This window comes from Labilibaculum sp. (assembly GCF_041595635.1).
Classification (GTDB): Bacteria; Bacteroidota; Bacteroidia; order Bacteroidales; family Marinifilaceae; genus Labilibaculum.
In genome coordinates this window covers 1-16,469 of the sequence record NZ_JBFHJW010000081.1, presented here as the reverse complement: position 1 = coordinate 16,469, position 16,469 = coordinate 1, and the positions used below count along the sequence as shown (strand labels likewise).

The 16,469-nt window shown below is 35.5% G+C and carries 15 protein-coding genes; 9 read left to right on the top strand and 6 right to left on the bottom strand.

Going from position 1 to position 16,469, the window contains the following annotated elements; genetic code table 11:
* The coding region (locus tag ABYT26_RS16035; RefSeq protein ID WP_372755739.1) for a TonB-dependent receptor domain-containing protein at positions 1-703 on the top strand (703 nt) is incomplete at its 5' end.
* Positions 704-766: 63 nt separating this feature from the next.
* Here ABYT26_RS16035 and ABYT26_RS16030 read toward each other — a convergent pair.
* Positions 767-1,516 (bottom strand): biotin--[acetyl-CoA-carboxylase] ligase, encoded by a 750-nt coding sequence (locus ABYT26_RS16030; RefSeq protein WP_372755737.1) that lies wholly within the window; start codon positions 1,514-1,516, stop codon positions 767-769.
* A 314-nt stretch (positions 1,517-1,830) separates the two neighbouring features.
* On the opposite strand from ABYT26_RS16030, the gene rsfS reads away from it, so the two are divergent.
* The 5 genes from rsfS to ABYT26_RS16005 all read left to right on the top strand — a co-directional run bounded on the left by rsfS (position 1,831) and on the right by ABYT26_RS16005 (position 6,955).
* The gene (gene rsfS, locus ABYT26_RS16025; protein ID WP_372755735.1) at positions 1,831-2,202 is read left to right on the top strand and encodes a ribosome silencing factor; all 372 of its coding nucleotides are present in this window, start codon (positions 1,831-1,833) and stop codon (positions 2,200-2,202) included.
* 29 nt (positions 2,203-2,231) lie between these two features.
* A complete protein-coding gene (gene ftsH, locus ABYT26_RS16020) occupies positions 2,232-4,268 on the top strand; it encodes an ATP-dependent zinc metalloprotease FtsH (protein ID WP_372755733.1) in 2,037 nt (678 codons plus the stop codon).
* A gap of 219 nt (positions 4,269-4,487) precedes the next feature.
* A complete protein-coding gene (locus ABYT26_RS16015) occupies positions 4,488-5,312 on the top strand; it encodes a phosphatidate cytidylyltransferase (RefSeq protein ID WP_372755731.1) in 825 nt (274 codons plus the stop codon).
* A 24-nt stretch (positions 5,313-5,336) separates the two neighbouring features.
* On the top strand, positions 5,337-5,990 hold the full coding sequence (locus ABYT26_RS16010; RefSeq protein WP_372755729.1) for a phosphatidylserine decarboxylase family protein: 654 nt from the start codon (positions 5,337-5,339) through the stop codon (positions 5,988-5,990).
* A gap of 98 nt (positions 5,991-6,088) precedes the next feature.
* Positions 6,089-6,955, top strand: coding sequence for a hypothetical protein (locus ABYT26_RS16005; RefSeq protein WP_372755727.1), 867 nt, complete (start codon positions 6,089-6,091; stop codon positions 6,953-6,955).
* Between the two features lie 227 nt (positions 6,956-7,182).
* Here the strand turns inward: ABYT26_RS16005 and ABYT26_RS16000 are convergent, their stop codons facing one another.
* From ABYT26_RS16000 to ABYT26_RS15990, 3 genes are all read right to left on the bottom strand, one after another.
* Positions 7,183-7,653 carry a transposase gene (locus tag ABYT26_RS16000; protein WP_372755725.1) on the bottom strand — a complete coding sequence of 157 codons (471 nt, stop codon included), beginning with the start codon at positions 7,651-7,653 and terminating at the stop codon, positions 7,183-7,185.
* Between the two features lie 522 nt (positions 7,654-8,175).
* Positions 8,176-9,198 (bottom strand): hypothetical protein, encoded by a 1,023-nt coding sequence (locus ABYT26_RS15995; protein ID WP_372755723.1) that lies wholly within the window; start codon positions 9,196-9,198, stop codon positions 8,176-8,178.
* Between the two features lie 11 nt (positions 9,199-9,209).
* Positions 9,210-9,977, bottom strand: coding sequence for a glycerophosphodiester phosphodiesterase family protein (locus ABYT26_RS15990; RefSeq protein ID WP_372755721.1), 768 nt, complete (start codon positions 9,975-9,977; stop codon positions 9,210-9,212).
* A 93-nt stretch (positions 9,978-10,070) separates the two neighbouring features.
* On the opposite strand from ABYT26_RS15990, the gene ABYT26_RS15985 reads away from it, so the two are divergent.
* Positions 10,071-10,880 (top strand): mechanosensitive ion channel family protein, encoded by an 810-nt coding sequence (locus tag ABYT26_RS15985; protein ID WP_372755719.1) that lies wholly within the window; start codon positions 10,071-10,073, stop codon positions 10,878-10,880.
* A 20-nt stretch (positions 10,881-10,900) separates the two neighbouring features.
* Here ABYT26_RS15985 and ABYT26_RS15980 read toward each other — a convergent pair whose 3' ends face one another.
* On the bottom strand, positions 10,901-11,980 hold the full coding sequence (locus ABYT26_RS15980; protein WP_372755717.1) for a PorV/PorQ family protein: 1,080 nt from the start codon (positions 11,978-11,980) through the stop codon (positions 10,901-10,903).
* A gap of 111 nt (positions 11,981-12,091) precedes the next feature.
* Between ABYT26_RS15980 and ABYT26_RS15975 the strand changes: the two genes are divergently transcribed.
* Entirely contained in the window at positions 12,092-12,847 is a 756-nt protein-coding gene (locus ABYT26_RS15975) for a phosphatidylcholine/phosphatidylserine synthase (protein WP_372755715.1), read from the top strand.
* Between the two features lie 82 nt (positions 12,848-12,929).
* Here ABYT26_RS15975 and ABYT26_RS15970 read toward each other — a convergent pair whose 3' ends face one another.
* Positions 12,930-13,760 carry a lysostaphin resistance A-like protein gene (locus ABYT26_RS15970; RefSeq protein WP_372755713.1) on the bottom strand — a complete coding sequence of 277 codons (831 nt, stop codon included), beginning with the start codon at positions 13,758-13,760 and terminating at the stop codon, positions 12,930-12,932.
* A 330-nt stretch (positions 13,761-14,090) separates the two neighbouring features.
* Between ABYT26_RS15970 and ABYT26_RS15965 the strand changes: the two genes are divergently transcribed.
* Positions 14,091-16,382 carry a tetratricopeptide repeat protein gene (locus ABYT26_RS15965; RefSeq protein ID WP_372755711.1) on the top strand — a complete coding sequence of 764 codons (2,292 nt, stop codon included), beginning with the start codon at positions 14,091-14,093 and terminating at the stop codon, positions 16,380-16,382.
* Positions 16,383-16,469 lie beyond the last annotated feature (87 nt).

Sequence of the window (16,469 nt, the reverse complement as noted above, 5' to 3'; positions counted from 1 at the left end):
TTTTGCAAGCGGATATCGAGCTCCTAATTTGGCAGAGCTAACGCAAGACGGTCTACACAATGATCGCTACGAAGAAGGAGATCCGAATCTAGATCCACAAAAAAGTCTCGAATCCGATTTAGGAATTCATTATCATGCTCACAATCAGTCTATTGACGTTTCCATTTTCTACAATCGAGTTTACGATTACATTTACTTGCAGCCAACCAATGAAGAGGCTCCCGATGATTATGGTTATATTTACCAGTATTCACAACAAGATGCAAAATTGTATGGCGGAGAACTTGCTTATGATTTGGCGCTTACAACATTTGTAAAATTTCGCACCAACTATGCCATGGTAATTGGCAAAAAAGATGAAGGAGGAAGATTGCCATCTATACCGCAACACAAACTTAACAACTCCATAAAATTAACTTCCAAAGGAAATCAATTTTTCAAATCTCCATTTATAAATTTTAGTTGGAATTATGCATTTGCACAGAAGCATCCTTCACAATTCGAAACAAATACATCGGCTTACGATTTATTTGCCATACAAGCTGGTAGCAATTTCAAACTATATAAAATGGAAACTAGTTTATTGCTTAGCGCAGATAATCTTTTCAACAAAAAATATGTTGATCACTTATCAAGCTTAAAAACACTAGAATATTACAATCCAGGAAGAAATTTGAGTGTAAAACTCACCTTCAAAATATAACTGAAATTGTTGATTTTAAAGGTTATTTTCTCCATATCAGCAAATAAATTAAAAAGAGGTGGGCTACCGAATAAAGCTCACCTCTTTAAAATTATAAATTCGTTCTTCGCCTCTGGCTTCTATTCTCAATTGTCCATAGTCGGTAATGCCTACAATTTCTCCATCAAACTCGCCCTGCTTATCAGAAAAATAATGTACTTCATTCATCCAATACATGCTTGAAAGATACTCTTGTTCCAATAAATCGGTTTTTCCATCTTCCAATTGAAAATAGCGATTTTCAATACAATTTAACAAATTTGTCAGTTCCTCATCTAAATCGTACACTTTTTGCCTCTGCAATGCCAAAGATGTCGGATTCGGAGCATCGGACATAAATTTTTGCTGATTAATATTCAAGCCCAAGCCACAAATACTATGACTTAAAGTCGATCCCAGAATAGAATGCTCAATTAAAATACCCGCAATCTTCTCATTTCCAACATATATATCGTTTGGCCATTTAATAGCTACATTCTTCAAATACTTCTTGAGATAATCGGCCACGCCCAATGAAATTACCATGGAAATTTGAAATTGACTAGCTATGGGTAAGAATTCGGGTCGCAGAATGATACTTATGGTAAGGTTTTTGCCTCTTTCACTTTCCCAGTGATTTGTGCTCTGTCCGCGGCCTTTTGTCTGACTTAATGCCAAAACGACAGTACCAGCTGACGGATTTTGATTTTTAATCAAATCGAAAGCAAAATTATTCGTAGAGTTTAATTCGCTTTTACAAATCAGTAAATTAGGGGAAAATAAGCATCTATTCATGGTGAAAAATATTAATTTCAGTAGTCCTAAGAAATCCGCAAACCAATACAATTATTGATTTGCTAATCTTTGGTAAAATTAATCATTACCTTGCATAAAAAAATAAATTATAGCTCTTAGATTTGGGATAATCCCTTTCTCTATATGAAAGTCAATTTAAAAGTAAAACAGCTTTCCGTAAACAAAGGAGATGTTCAAGTGTTAAGAACAAACTAGATGAGGAAGATGCACCTAGTATAATTGAGAAAATAGAAGATTTCGGAAGTTGTCAATCTGTTTCAAAAAAAAATTATCTTTGTAATTAAAATTTAAATATGATCGAAAAAAAAGGCAATACAACAGAAGAACTCGTCGACACCTTGATTGAAGGCTTACAAAAAAACAAAGCTATAGACATTGTTAAGATAGACCTAAGGAATATTGAGAGTTCGGTTTGTAAGTATTTCCTGATTTGCCATGGAACATCCACAACTCACGTAAATGGAATTGCGGCATCGGCAGAAGAATATGTAAGAAAAACAATCAACGAGAAACCATGGAGATTCGAAGGACATCAAAATTCGCAGTGGATTTTATTGGATTATTCTGATGTTGTTGTCCATGTTTTTCAAAAAGAATACCGAGACTTTTACCGGCTCGAAAATTTATGGGCAGACGCTACTGTTACAAAAATCCAGAATGCTTAGCCAAATTCAATAACCGTTAACTAAAAAGAATGACAGAAAATAAGGATCAAAATAAATCCCCTTTTCAAAAAGGGAAAAACGGCAACAATATGCTAAAACCGCCAAAGTTCAATGCATACTGGGTTTATGGATTAATTGCTGTAGCTTTAATTGCGCTTAATCTTTTAAACATTGGCCAAACAGCACAGGATACAAGCTGGCAAAAGGTTAAAAACGAAATGCTTCGCAATTCAGATGTTGAAAGAATTGTTGTAATTAGAAATCTCTTAGAGGTAAATGTATACCTCAAATCTGAAAGTCTGGATAAATACCCAGCTCTTTTCGAGAGTAGTTTCGATTCTCCTTCAAAGGCGGGGCCTCATTATACATTTCCCATTGGATCTATTGAGCAATTCGCAGAACAATTAGAAGATGCTCAAAAGAATGTAAGTGAAATGAATCGCATTGAACCTGAGTACACCACACAGGAAAACTATTTTGGCGATTTTATTGGCTGGATTCTTCCATTTGCCCTGATCATTGGAATTTGGTTTTTTGTATTCCGAAGAATGAGCAAAGGTGCTGGTGGTGGCGCTGGTGGTGGTAATATTTTTAACGTTGGTAAATCCAAAGCAAAAGTATTCGACAAAGAATCCAATATCAATGTAAATTTTAAAGATGTTGCTGGCTTAGCCGAAGCAAAACAGGAAGTCGAAGAAATTGTAGAATTCCTGAAACATCCACAAAGATATACCAAACTAGGAGGTAAAATTCCTAAAGGTGCATTACTGGTAGGCCCTCCGGGAACCGGTAAAACCTTGCTAGCAAAAGCGGTTGCAGGCGAAGCTAACGTTCCATTTTTTAGCATGTCGGGCTCCGATTTTGTTGAAATGTTTGTAGGTGTTGGTGCCAGTCGTGTTCGCGATTTGTTTAAGCAGGCAAAAGAAAAATCGCCTTGTATTGTATTTATTGATGAGATTGATGCAATTGGTCGTGCTCGAGGTAAAAATCCAAATATGGGATCTAATGATGAACGTGAAAACACACTGAATCAGTTGCTAACCGAAATGGATGGTTTCGACACCAATTCTGGAGTTATTATTTTAGCGGCAACCAACCGTGCTGATATTCTTGACCGAGCCCTAATGCGTGCTGGTCGTTTCGATAGACAAATTCATGTAGAATTACCAGATTTAAATGAACGTAGAGAAATCTTTGATGTTCATTTGCGTCCTCTTAAATTAGATCCAAACATCGACAAAGAATTTCTTGCCAAACAAACTCCGGGTTTCTCGGGTGCTGATATTGCCAATGTGTGCAACGAATCGGCTCTGATTGCAGCCAGAAAGAAAAAAGAAGTTATCGAAAAACAAGATTTTCTAGATGCCATTGATCGTATTATTGGTGGATTAGAAAAGAAAAATAAAATCATATCTCTTCAAGAGAAAAAAACCATTGCTTACCACGAAGCAGGACATGCAACCATTTCCTGGCTATTGGAACATGCTCATCCTTTGGTAAAGGTTACCATTGTACCACGAGGAAAAGCCTTAGGTGCTGCCTGGTATTTGCCCGAAGAAAGAAGCATTACTACTAAAGAACAAATGCTGGATGAAATGTGTTCGACTTTAGGTGGCCGAGCTGCCGAAGAAATTACTTTTGCGAAAATTTCTACTGGGGCACAAAACGATTTAGAAAAAGTAACCAAACAAGCAATGGCCATGGTTTCTATTTTCGGAATGAGCGATAAGGTTGGAAATGTAAGTTATTACGATTCATCAGGACAATCGGATTACGGATTCTCAAAACCTTACAGTGAGAAAACTGCAGAACTAATCGATGCGGAAATTAAAATTTTAATTGAAAACAGCTACAAAAGAGCCAAAAAAGTTCTTTTAGACAATATGACCGAACACAAAAAACTTGCAGAATTGCTACTTGAGCGTGAGGTTATTTTCAGCGAAGATTTGGAAGAAATCTTTGGAAAAAGAAAATTTGGTGTACCAGAAGGTCTAGGTGAAAAAAATATATCACCATCTCCTAAAACAAATGACACTGAAGACACAAATGAAAGCAAGGCTGTTTAATTAGCCTTTGTTATTAAATATCAAATAGCTAAATTATCAGTTAGTCTGGTAGTTTAGCTTTTTTTTATGCGCATATTGCAAGAATCGAGCTTCAAAAAGTCTTCGTGCCAAGCCAGCCATTGCTATAAGTGATGAAAAAATGCTACTTTTGAAACCGTTTAATTCAAACAGACACAATTTGCACTTTGAGAGCAAAAATCAACTAACAAAATCAAACCAGTGGGGAACTTTAGTACAAGAACATTTTCAGCAGCCATATTCGCAATAGTTTTACTGGCAGGAATCTGTCTGCATCCATTCGTGTTCTTGGTGGTATTTTTGAGCATTAGCTTAATGGGAACCTATGAATTTTACCAATTAGCAAAAAAGGCCAACTGTTCACCTCAGGTATATATCGGATTATTTGTTGCCACATTACTATTCATATCTTGTTTTGCTGCCAACTATTTTTCGTTTACCAGCATTTTTCTTCTGATTGGATTTTTTTTGGTACTCATTCCTATTATTGAATTATACCGTAAAAAGAAGAACCCTTTTACAAATATTGCCTTCACTTTTTTAGGCCTCTTATATGTAGCTCTTCCCTTTTCGTTGCTTAACTATATGGCATTTCCATTCAACGATCAGGAATTTCATTTTCAGATTATATTGGGTGTATTTATCATGATATGGGCCAATGATACAGGAGCCTATGTGTTTGGTGTTACTTTTGGAAAACACCGACTTTTTGAACGAATATCACCAAAAAAGTCCTGGGAGGGAAGTATTGGTGGTGCCATTACAACACTTGTAATTGCTTATTTGTATTCACTTTACTCACACGACTTAACTCTTATTCAGTGGTTATTAATTGCTATTATCGTGGTTATTTTTGGATCTCTTGGCGATTTAGTTGAATCTCTGTTCAAAAGATGTATCAATATTAAAGACTCGGGAAAAATACTTCCCGGACATGGCGGTGTTCTTGATCGTTTTGATGCAATTCTACTTGTATCTCCTATGGTTTTTATTCTCTTAGAAGTAATCAAGGAATTTTTTCATTAAATTTGCAGAAATTAAATTTAGAATATGACAATTCACAAAGAAGGATATGGAATTATTGCAGTATTTTTTGTAATACTGGCAGCAATTGATGCACTGGTTTATTTTCTTGCTGGATCGGGTCTTCTGCTCAATATCTTTTTAGTAGCAAGCATCGCCTTCTTCCTACTTGTAGTTTCTTTTTTCAGAGTTCCCAAACGAATTCCTGTTGTAGGCGATAATTTGATTATTGCTCCTGCTGATGGAAAAGTTGTTGTAATAGAAGAAACCGAAGAATTGGAATATTTCAAAGACAAGCGAATTCAGGTTTCTATCTTTATGTCGCCCCTTAATGTACATATCAACTGGTATCCTATTCAGGGAATTATTAAATACGCAAAACACCACAATGGCTTATTTTTAAAAGCCTGGTTGCCGAAGTCGTCTACAGAAAACGAACGAACTAGTGTGGTTATTGAAAAAAACAATAACATTAGCGTTTTAATGAGACAAATTGCTGGAGCCGTGGCCCGTCGTATTGTATCTTATGCCAAAGTAGGTGAGAATATAGAACAATGCCAACAGGAAGGTTTCATTAAATTTGGTTCCCGAGTAGATTTGTATCTTCCCCTAGGAACAAAAATTGATGTGAAACTAAACCAAAAAGTTACAGGTTCTCAAACCATAATTGGTCGTTTCTAAATAGTTCAACACTATTTATCCTTTCAATTTCACTTTTTTTATGCACTGATCTTTAAAAAGTTGTAACTTCATGTTTGCAAACTTTTAAAAATTATGTCATGATAAAAACAATTCAATGGATTTCTCTTGCCTTATTTATTCTGCCAGCTACTGTTGCTTTTGGTCAACAAACTGATGTTCCTGCCTTTCTAAGTTCGGATCTTGAATTTGTTTGGGAAAGCGATAACACGCTTGAAATACCCGAATCGGTATTTTTTGATGCAGAACATGCATGCATTTATGTTTCTAATATTAAAGGAGCCCCCGACGGGCAGGATGAAAATGGCTACCTCTCAAAACTAAATTTGAAAGGCGAAATAATCACTCACAAATGGGTCACTGGCCTTCATGCTCCCAAAGGAATGGCGAAATATGGCAACTACCTTTTTGTGAGCGATATCAATCGATTGGCAGTAATAGATATTACTAAAGGTGAAATTGTTAAGAAATATTCGGCTCCCGAAGCCATCTTCCTAAATGATGTGAGTATCAATCCAAAAACCGGAACTATTTACGTTTCAGATTCACACGATAATAAAATTTACAGACTAAAAAATGGACATTTTACACTATGGCTTTCTCATGAAAAATTAGCTCGTGTAAATGGTCTGTGCTACAAAAATGATCGTCTATATGCTGGTGTAGCTAATGCCATTTTGAGCATTGATCCTGGCTCTCAGGCTATTCATACCGAAGTAGAAAACACCAAACCAATTGATGGCTTGCTAAATGCAGGAGAAAATACATGGATTACCTCCGATTGGGCTGGTAACATACAAATCATTGATTCGGGAAAAATTAAAAAAGTGCTAAGTTCGGCCGAACAGCAAATCAATGCGGCGGATCTGGGTTATATGCCCGAAGAGAAAATTATTTTAGTGCCTACTTTCCGAAACAACAGAGTAGTTGCCTATCAGGTAAAATAATTCAATTGGCAATTTCAGAATAAAATAAACCATCTCAAAGTTTCAGTTTCTTTTGAGATGGTTTTTATTTGTTGATCACCTTCGAGAATGAATCAATATCACATTTACTAGCTACATTTTATTATTACTCTATGATATGAGGGCAAAGTCCATAATTATCTCTTATCCGAATTGCTAGTAGATATATTGAAACAATAGAGCACCCAGTGCTTTCTATTCCCTAGTACTTATATTTCATCCAGAAAATTGAAAATAAACTTTGCATCGAATTCTACTTCGTATTTTTTCAGATACTGCATGTACTCACTTCTAAAACTGTTTGTTTTGTGATGCTCTTCTTGACGAAGGATATAACTATATACCTTATCCAATTGCGATCGACTATAGGTAAAAGCAGCATATCCATCCTGCCATGCAAATTTCCCCATACAAAGTTGTTCTTTATTAATAAATAGCGACGCACTTCTTTTGAGATTATAAACAGTATCTGCGATGGATTTATCCACATTCAGGCCAATTAAAATATGAACATGGTCTTCTACACCTCCAATAATAATAGACTTGTGTTTCATATCTTTTATAATTCTCGACAGATAGGCAAAAATCCTTTCTCTGATGTTTTTGCCTAAACATGCATCTCGAAATTTTACTGCCAAAATAATTTGAACATACAATTGAGTATAGTTTCCTGCTTTCATTTTGTTCGTGTTTATCCCTAATGGGAATATTTCAATATTCTATTCCTTTGCTATGCTAATATAGCTTAGAGGTTGACCCCGTCTATAATTATTTGCCAAGCAAATGGTAAACGGTAAAACATCTCCTACTAAATTTACTACAATCTCTAGAATAATTACACGGTTATGTGGTAAGAAAGCAGGTCCTATAATTGGCGAGAATCCGAATTACTCGGAAAGCATGCGGTACTTTAAAATAAGAATAGCATATTTACACATTCAGACTTGAACTCATAATTTGCGCATTAATTTCCTTTTGGGGATATTGCAATACTTTAGGACATAGCTGCAAAATGGTATGCTACTAGCCAGATTCGAATTAATATTCTTCCGACAGCTTGCATTGGCCCTCCGACAAGCTACTTTCTTGTTCGGACAAGCTAGTTTGCACTAAAATAAATTGCATAAATAAGTAAACCAGCTGTATTTGTTGGTTATTGGAGTGAATCAATGCAATAAACACATTGAAAGAGAACCTGAAAATTAATTCCGAAACCAGCTTCGCACTTTTCTTTGTTGCACGCTGAGTTGTATTTTTGTTGTTTTAAGAATTTGATTGGTTTTACGCGCCAATTTTTGTCCCAAACTAAGTTCTTCCGAAAGAATAAATTGATTCAATACTTCGGCAAACTCGGGGGTACGCAAATAGCCAAATGATTTATGTGGATTAGCGACTCCCTTAATTTGGTAATTGTTCTCTACCAAAAAATCAATGGGTCTCACCCCATGTTCATTCTCCGAAAAATCATCACCTAATTCGTAATTTAAGGCTACTTTATCCAAAATATCCGAAAAATTATACCAGTTTTTTAGAACTGTTGGCGGTGTTTTCATGAAAGTTTTACCATTCATACGCTGGCGGTGTTCAGCCGCAATTTTACTCACCACAATAGGAAGTCCTAATGGCGAACCTATTGTAACCAAGGTATGAATGGGAATATCTGTAGCCAAAAAGGTAAGAACGTCAAAGGCCACAATGGACCCCATGGAGTGAGCTACAAGCATAATATCATCACCTCTGTATTTTTCCAAAACCTTAAGTAAGCGTAATCGAATCTGATCCTTAGTCTTTGTGGCAATGGCATCCTTATCGGTTCGCTCCTCTTTGTAGTAGGTCTCTAAATCTTTGAAATAGTTACTTAAAATAGCATCGGTAAGAAAAGAGTAGTTCAAGCTAAAATCTTCATTCAAAAAAATACGATTTAGCTGTTTACTAATAAAATGAATCACCTTTTTTCGTGTATCGTGGTTCTCACGAGGCAAAAATCCGTTTCGTTTCACATACACTTCATCTAAATAGTAGGGACTTTTCTCGTTTTTTTCGAATTCATTAAGTGGTTTGTCGTGCAAAATATCTGCCCAATATACCATTTCATATTTAGGCAATTTTACCTCATAATCATTCGCTCGCAATCCTTCTATCATTGCTAATTTCCACCAGCGTTCCAATAAATTTCGGGGAGGTTTATTACCCAGACCATGAATTTCGACGATTACATTTGCCATTTATTCTACTACTATTTTATTTGTTTGTTTATCTGTTCTGTTATCCATGCGGCCCGATCGGTGGTAATAGCATCAATTTCATATTCGATTAACTGCTTGGCTCGTGTCGGGTTGTTCACTGTCCAGGTGTAAACAAGCAAACCGGCTTTTTTAAAATTACAAATAAAATCTTTGGTCAGCAACTTACCGTCCCAAACGTTTACCCCTTCCAAATGTAGCGTTTTCACTTTTTTAATCAATCGCTTTTTAGAAATAAAAATCAACCACCAAGGCAAATAGTAATCCAAATCGAGCAGCCAGAGCATTTTGTACTTGGGCATTATTTGCTTTGCTTCAGCCAAAACTTTACTATCGAAAGCAATTATTTCGATTTGATCCGTTTTCAACTTCGATTTTTCGAGCAGAATTTTTAAGCGAGGAAGCAAATCTACATTGCTTTTTATTTCAATGATCAAACGGCCAGCATGGGGCACAGTATCAAGAACTTCTTGAAGTAAAGGAATTTGTTCGCCCTTCCATTTAATATGTTTAAACGAACCGACATCTAATTTTTTAAGATCCGCATATAAGGATTTTTTAAGAATCATTTTCCGATTAGCTACCCGCGAGGTATCAGCATCATGAATGACAACAATTTGACCATCTTGGGTCATGTGCACATCGACTTCAACCGATACAGCACCACGCTCCCAAGCAAGCTTAATTGCTGCCAAAGTATTTTCAGGAGCATCGTAAGATTCGCCACGATGAGCAATAATTATTTCCTTTGTATTTTTCATACAAGCCATTATTTAAGTGTGAAAATACAAATTGTTTGCTATTTCATCTTTAAAATATCTATTTTTAATGTCATTAGCCACTCACAAAAATTCATGATGAATATTCCCTTCGAAATTAAAAAAATTGTTATCATTCTACTGATCGCAATTTGCGGTCATGTAATTGCTCTGATTGTGAAAAAAATTCATCGCAAAATAATCAGAAAATCCCACAACCTAAGAAAAACAAAATGGCTTAGCCTAAGCAGTTTAGGTCTAAGCATACTGGTTTTTATGATTTATTTTATTGCCTTCGGACAAATTTTAAAGGAATTCGATATTTCCTTAACTACCTATTTTGCCTCTGCTTCGGTAATTGGTTTGGCGGTTGCTTTTGGTTCTCAGGGAGTTGTTCAGGATGTGGTGACAGGTGTTACACTTGTTTTCTCAGATTTACTAGACATAGGTGATTTGGTAGAGATTGGTGGACAAACTGGTTACGTAGAAAACATTGCCATGCGATTCATCACCATTCAAAATTCAAACAAAGCAAGCGTATACATTCCCAACCGAAGCATCAGCAACGTAATTAACTACTCAAAAGGCAATATTCACTACTATGTAGATGTACGTATATCCCCAAAAGCCAAACAGACCCAAATTATTATCAATATTGCAGCGGAAATGGTAGCAGATTACGAGGAGCAGTACTCATCTTATTTTATTGGCAAAACCACCATTCAGAATCCAGTCATCAACAAAGATCAGAAACAATTTATTCGAATTATTTTTAAGCTTTGGCCTTCGCGATATGGTTTAATTGAAGGCAATTTTAAACAGGAGCTCTTGTCGCGAATAAAAGAACAAGACCCATCCTTTGCAGATTGGATGCTGAGCTGTGCTGCCGAAATTAGTGGAAAATAGTCGCTAAAAGATTTTCTTAGCTATTCAAAAGCATAAGAAAGAGAAAATACATTGGAATATTTGGCAATAGATTGATCGCCAATATCGGTAAGCGCATAATCCAAACGGAAGTTTTTGTAGTAAATACCAAGTCCTAAATTGGGCTGAAAAGTCCAGTTTTTACTTTCATCAAAATCAGTTTCCTCTTGCAAATTTGAAATACCAGCCCTCAGAAAAATCAACTTTTTGAAAGAAGCTTCCAGCCCCAAATGAGGATCGATACTCATGGGATCGCCCTGAATTAAGACATTTCGTTGTCCATCAAAAGTAATGTCGGTATCTAATTCGGCCAGTAAAGAAAATTGTTTCGAAATGGGAAAATCTCTGCTCACGGCAAGAATTAATCGCGGCAGCGTAAGTTCAGTTGAGTTGGTTGGTATGTCATTGCCTGTCAACTCAAAAACTTCTTCTAAATCATCGGTATTAAACACCCAAGCATTAAAAGTACTGGTTGCATCGCGTAGCACAGCTCCGAATCGCCACTTGTCGGTTTTAAAACTTCCTGCAATATCGAAACCAAAACCATAAGCCGTGGCAAAGTCACCAGTGTGCCGGTAAATTAATTTCACGTTTCCCCCAAGGCTTAGTCCTTCGATTTTCGTTTTTCGCGAATAGGAAAATAAAAAAGCATAATCGGCAGCCGAAAATGTAGTCACCAAGTCGTAACGAATGTTTCCATCCTGATCGATGAGTTCCAAAGTGTTGGGAATGTCATCAACACCATAGCGAATGAAGCTAAGGCCAATAGCGCTCTCGTGATTTATTTTCATGGCAAATCCGATGTAATCGTAGGCCGACAAACCACCAAAGTACTCAGCATGCATTGCCGACACATCAAATTTTGTGGATAAATCGACCAAATTGGCAGGATTCCAGTAAACTGCCTCTACATTATTTTGAGAAGCGGCCGTAGCATTTCCCATAGCAAAAGCCCGCCCACCAATTCCTATGGACAAAAATTCGTTGCTATAAGTTGGCGTTGAAGTTTGTCCGAACAGAGCACTTGCCATGCAGGAACAAAATAAAAAAGCAATTAATTTAAGGCTGCATTTACTTTTCATAGTTACACAAAAATAGTATGCTTTTTTAAAACTTACGCATACTGTCTTATTAAATCAGAAATTTCAAAAAAAACCATTATTTTTGCATGATATTTTACAAAATTAAATTTCATGTCAGAAGCAAAAGGAATCTTCAAACACATCCCCAATACCATAACTTGTTTAAACTTACTATCGGGATGCATTGCCATTTTATTGGCTATGGAAGGCTATTTAGTTGGAGCCTCAATACTCATTTTTGTTGCTTCTATTTTTGATTTTTCGGATGGTTTGGCTGCTCGAGTTCTTCATGCCTACTCGCCTATGGGAAAAGAGTTAGATTCCATGGCCGATATGATAAGTTTTGGATTTGCTCCTGGAGTAATTGCTCTTGCCTACGTAAAAGCAGCAGTTCTAGGAAGTGTTTCCGCAGATATTATACCTACAGAACTAACTTACTCACAATGGGCTCTACTTTTATCAGCCTTTATTATTCCAATTTTTTCGGCTTTGCGTTTAGCTAAATTCAATATCGACACCCGACAAAGCACTTCATTTATTGGCGTTCCTACTCCAGCCAACGCTATGTTTTGGGCTTCGCTTCCATTGGTAATGCATTTTGGGAATTATCCTACTATTGAAGGATGGCTGGCAAATCCATTTGTTTTATTAGCTGCCATTTTAGTTACCTCTTACCTATTGGTAACTGAAGTTCCCATGTTTGCCTTAAAGGTGAAAAATCTGAGCTGGAAAGACAATAAGCTTCGTTACCTATTTTTAATGACGCTAGTTGTAATAGCCATTCTACTTAAGTGGTTAGTGGTTCCCTTGATTCTTTTTGTTTACATCATCTTCTCGTTGATTGACAACATGAGTAACAAAGAATAAAACAACTGTTTTTTGCAGATACAAAATAAAAAAAGGTTAAAATGATGGTTTCATTTTAACCTTTTTCCTATTTCTATTCCTCCTACCTACTTTTCTTAAAATAGTTCTCGAAATATCGGTACAATCCAAAAATTACAAGAGCAGCAGCAACAAACAATCCAGCTCGTTCCACAATTCCAACATTCAGAATATGAGCCAAATCAGAAGAACTGCTGTAACGAACCATCAAGTAAAAAGCAATTCCATTATTCAAAGCATGAATAAACATGCATAAAAACAGCGATTTTGTTTTCCAATACAAGTAACCAATTGCCACTCCCATAATCATGGCTGTAATAAATTGCCACGGATTCAGATGCATCACAGCAAAAAATACCGAAGACCAAATAATAGCTTTCCAAGGTGAGTAGTTACGCAAAAGACCATCCAGTACAATTCCTCGTATCAAAAGTTCTTCTAGTATGGGAGCTGCCACAACTACTGTTAAAAATCCCCAGATATTTGCAGCTAACATATCTTTAAAAAATTCATCCATGAAATCGGGCGTGGGAATCCAACTGCCAATTTCAGAAGTGAAAATAACAAGTGCACAGGTCATCAAAATAACTGCAGGTAAAAGAACTAGTGGAAAAGATCGAAGTGTAAGAACCTCGGTATTCCGAGGATTGTTTTTCCACCATCGCCTTGTGATAAAGATTAGGATGATCAATGGTATAACATAATTAACGAGTTGAAAAGGGCCTTTCTGCACATCAATATTAAAAAATGCAAGCATCCCAATTGGTATTGCGTAACCAATTGTAACCAAAAGTAAAATACCAATAATTCCCCATCCTTGATGAATGCTTGGATAGGCCTTCCTTTGGGCTACTTCAAGAGAATCTGCCTCTGTTTCAGAAAACATTTCTTTCATTTTTATATTTTTACTTACATTTGCTGTCAACTTTAGCAATACTGCTCAACGTACAATACTCCCTTGATACTAATTAAAGGATAAAAGAAAGTAGATTTACAAGCAATAAAAATATTAATTTCGAAAAAATAATAATCATAATCTACTAAAACTCTAAAGTTAAGATAAAAACACAAACGCCACTAAGTAGAATCAACCTAAACAATATTCCATTTTCGTATAAATCACAACCAATAAGGCGTTTTTTCAGTAAGAAACAAGGTGAATGATTTCTCTGCTTACTATTTTGAGCCTACGCCTAAAAATCCTATAATTGAATCAAAATAAAAAATGAATAGAATATTTCAACTTCTTATAATTGCTTGCTTTTTTGTATCCTGCGAAAGTACACATCATAAAAAAGAAGACACTTCGAACCTAACAAATTCAAATTTACTTCTTGATAAACTACAGCGAGAAAAACAGACTTACCTGCATGCCGTAACTATAAATCACGATTCCGCACAAATTCCCCGAGTAAAATTACTTGAGTCCTTGGGAAAGCTTTCGGGAGAAAACAAAAAATATGCCATTAATATTTACACAAGAATTGCTGCCGAAGAATCGAAAAATCAACAAAGTACTATCGCTGACAGCATTTTTTCAATTGCAATTTTATTGGCTAAGGAGTATAAAGACTCTTTAGACTACGGCAACATCTACTTGTATAAGGGAAATGTGTTCAGAAATAAAAGTTTATTAGATTCCGCAATTTACTACTATAAAAAAACCATTGCCTTTAGTGAAAAATATCAGGATACTACAACACTTGTTTCTGGACTCACCAATTTGGCCTCCAGTATAGATCTCAAAACACAAGATACAACAGCCAAACAACTTTTAAAGAAAGCCTTGCTTTTGTGCAAAAACAATCTTTTACAAAAAGCAGATATAAATAATAATTTGGGGATTTTATCGGCCCAGAAATCTCAGCTAACAGAAGCTATTAAATATTATACAAATGCACTGGAAATTCATGAACAAATTGGTAATGAATTAAATTCAGTAAGCACAATTAACAATTTGGCCAATATATACACCGAACTGGGAAACAACTCATTGGCCCTACTCAATTACAATAAAGTTTACAAGATTTCTAAAGCGAATCATCACAAGCAATATGAATGCATGGCTCTCATAAACTTGGGAAACTTATACTTTCAAATGCATGATTTAAATCAATCTGCAAAACAATCATACACAGCTCTGGATCTACTAAAAGACGATCCAGATTCCTATTATCAAGCTATTCTATATTTGAATTTAGGGATTCTTGAAAAAGAAAAAAAGAAACTTGAATTAGCCGAGACCTACCTCTTAAAGTCACTCACCATAGCCGATAATCTTCACTTATCGCATGCCTTTGATGAATCTAAATTAAATTTAGCACAGCTTTATTACGAGAAAAAAAATTATTTAAAAGCTGAAAACTATGCCTTACAAGTACTGAACTCCTCTATAGAGAAGAAAAACCTTGATTTCACCTACCAATCGGCACTTTTATTGGGGAATGTTTATCGGGGACTTAAAAAATATAGTAAAGCCGCGGAATACTATAGTTTGCATGAAAAGTACCAAACTAAATATCAGGAGCGTATTGATAAAAAACAGAATCAAAAATTTGGCTACCAGTATGAACTTCAAAAGAAAGAAGCTGTAAATCAGCAGTTACTCTTGAATAACCAATTGCAAAATCAACATATTGAAAAAAAGGAATATGAAATAAGATATCAGAAAATGGTTATTATCTTTGAAATTTTCATCCTTCTGTTGCTCATTTTACTAGCTATTCTACTTTACTACAGAACCCAAACAAAAATTAAAATAAATTCAATTTTACGTCTAAAAAATAAAGAGATTAACAAAAGTAATCAATCACTGCAAGAGGAAAATAGATTTAAGAATCAACTTTTTTCCATTGTATCGCACGATATAAAAAGTCCTTTAATTGCTTTGCACAATTTTCTTCTCCTCCTAAATGCTGGAGAATTATCAGAAGATGAACAAGAAGAAATAATTGGTGAAACAACGGCAAAAACCGAAGCCACCTTAAATATGGTGGAAGATCTTTTACTATGGACCAAACAACAGCTAACCGATGCTCCAGCAGAATTGAAAACTATTAATTTTCATGAATTAGTAATGCAGGTTTTAACACTTTTTGATTCAACAGCGAAAGAAAAAGAAGTGAAAATTCGTCCTGCTTGTTCAAAAGACTCTGTGATTTACTCCGATCCGAATATCTTAAAAATGTTGATTCGTAATCTGATTTCCAATTCCTTAAAATTCACCCCCAAAGGAGGGCTAATCGAAATTGGAATAGAAAAGAACAAGAGGGATTTTACAGTTTCGATTCACGATACTGGAAATGGCATTTCAGAAGCCGACCAATCGAAGATTTTTGATGATGATCAAATCCATACCACAATGGGACAGAATAAAGAATCAGGACACGGACTTGGTTTGAAACTCTGCAAGTATTTTATAGAAAAAAACAATGGAAAAATATGGTTCGATAGCCAAGTGAATGTTGGCACTACATTTTTTGTAAATTTACCGAACCACAGTACAAGGAAAGAATAATTATTTTCTATTCATTACTTCATTCTGCTTCAAAATAGCTTCTTTATGAATCATTCTTAATAATTGAGCCATAAAAGATTCAGATAA

What these genes read in the sequence shown, in the direction of transcription:
- ftsH (WP_372755733.1), top strand. Translation starts at nt 2,232, where the DNA reads ATGACAGAAAATAAGGATCAAAATAAATCCCCTTTTCAAAAAGGGAAA.
- ABYT26_RS15965 (WP_372755711.1), top strand. Translation starts at nt 14,091, where the DNA reads ATGAATAGAATATTTCAACTTCTTATAATTGCTTGCTTTTTTGTATCC.
- ABYT26_RS16030 (WP_372755737.1), bottom strand. Translation starts at nt 1,516, where the DNA reads ATGAATAGATGCTTATTTTCCCCTAATTTACTGATTTGTAAAAGCGAA.
- ABYT26_RS16010 (WP_372755729.1), top strand. Translation starts at nt 5,337, where the DNA reads ATGACAATTCACAAAGAAGGATATGGAATTATTGCAGTATTTTTTGTA.
- ABYT26_RS15995 (WP_372755723.1), bottom strand. Translation starts at nt 9,198, where the DNA reads ATGGCAAATGTAATCGTCGAAATTCATGGTCTGGGTAATAAACCTCCC.
- ABYT26_RS15970 (WP_372755713.1), bottom strand. Translation starts at nt 13,760, where the DNA reads ATGAAAGAAATGTTTTCTGAAACAGAGGCAGATTCTCTTGAAGTAGCC.
- rsfS (WP_372755735.1), top strand. Translation starts at nt 1,831, where the DNA reads ATGATCGAAAAAAAAGGCAATACAACAGAAGAACTCGTCGACACCTTG.
- ABYT26_RS15975 (WP_372755715.1), top strand. Translation starts at nt 12,092, where the DNA reads ATGTCAGAAGCAAAAGGAATCTTCAAACACATCCCCAATACCATAACT.
- ABYT26_RS16005 (WP_372755727.1), top strand. Translation starts at nt 6,089, where the DNA reads ATGATAAAAACAATTCAATGGATTTCTCTTGCCTTATTTATTCTGCCA.
- ABYT26_RS16000 (WP_372755725.1), bottom strand. Translation starts at nt 7,653, where the DNA reads ATGAAAGCAGGAAACTATACTCAATTGTATGTTCAAATTATTTTGGCA.
- ABYT26_RS15985 (WP_372755719.1), top strand. Translation starts at nt 10,071, where the DNA reads ATGATGAATATTCCCTTCGAAATTAAAAAAATTGTTATCATTCTACTG.
- ABYT26_RS15980 (WP_372755717.1), bottom strand. Translation starts at nt 11,980, where the DNA reads ATGAAAAGTAAATGCAGCCTTAAATTAATTGCTTTTTTATTTTGTTCC.
- ABYT26_RS15990 (WP_372755721.1), bottom strand. Translation starts at nt 9,977, where the DNA reads ATGAAAAATACAAAGGAAATAATTATTGCTCATCGTGGCGAATCTTAC.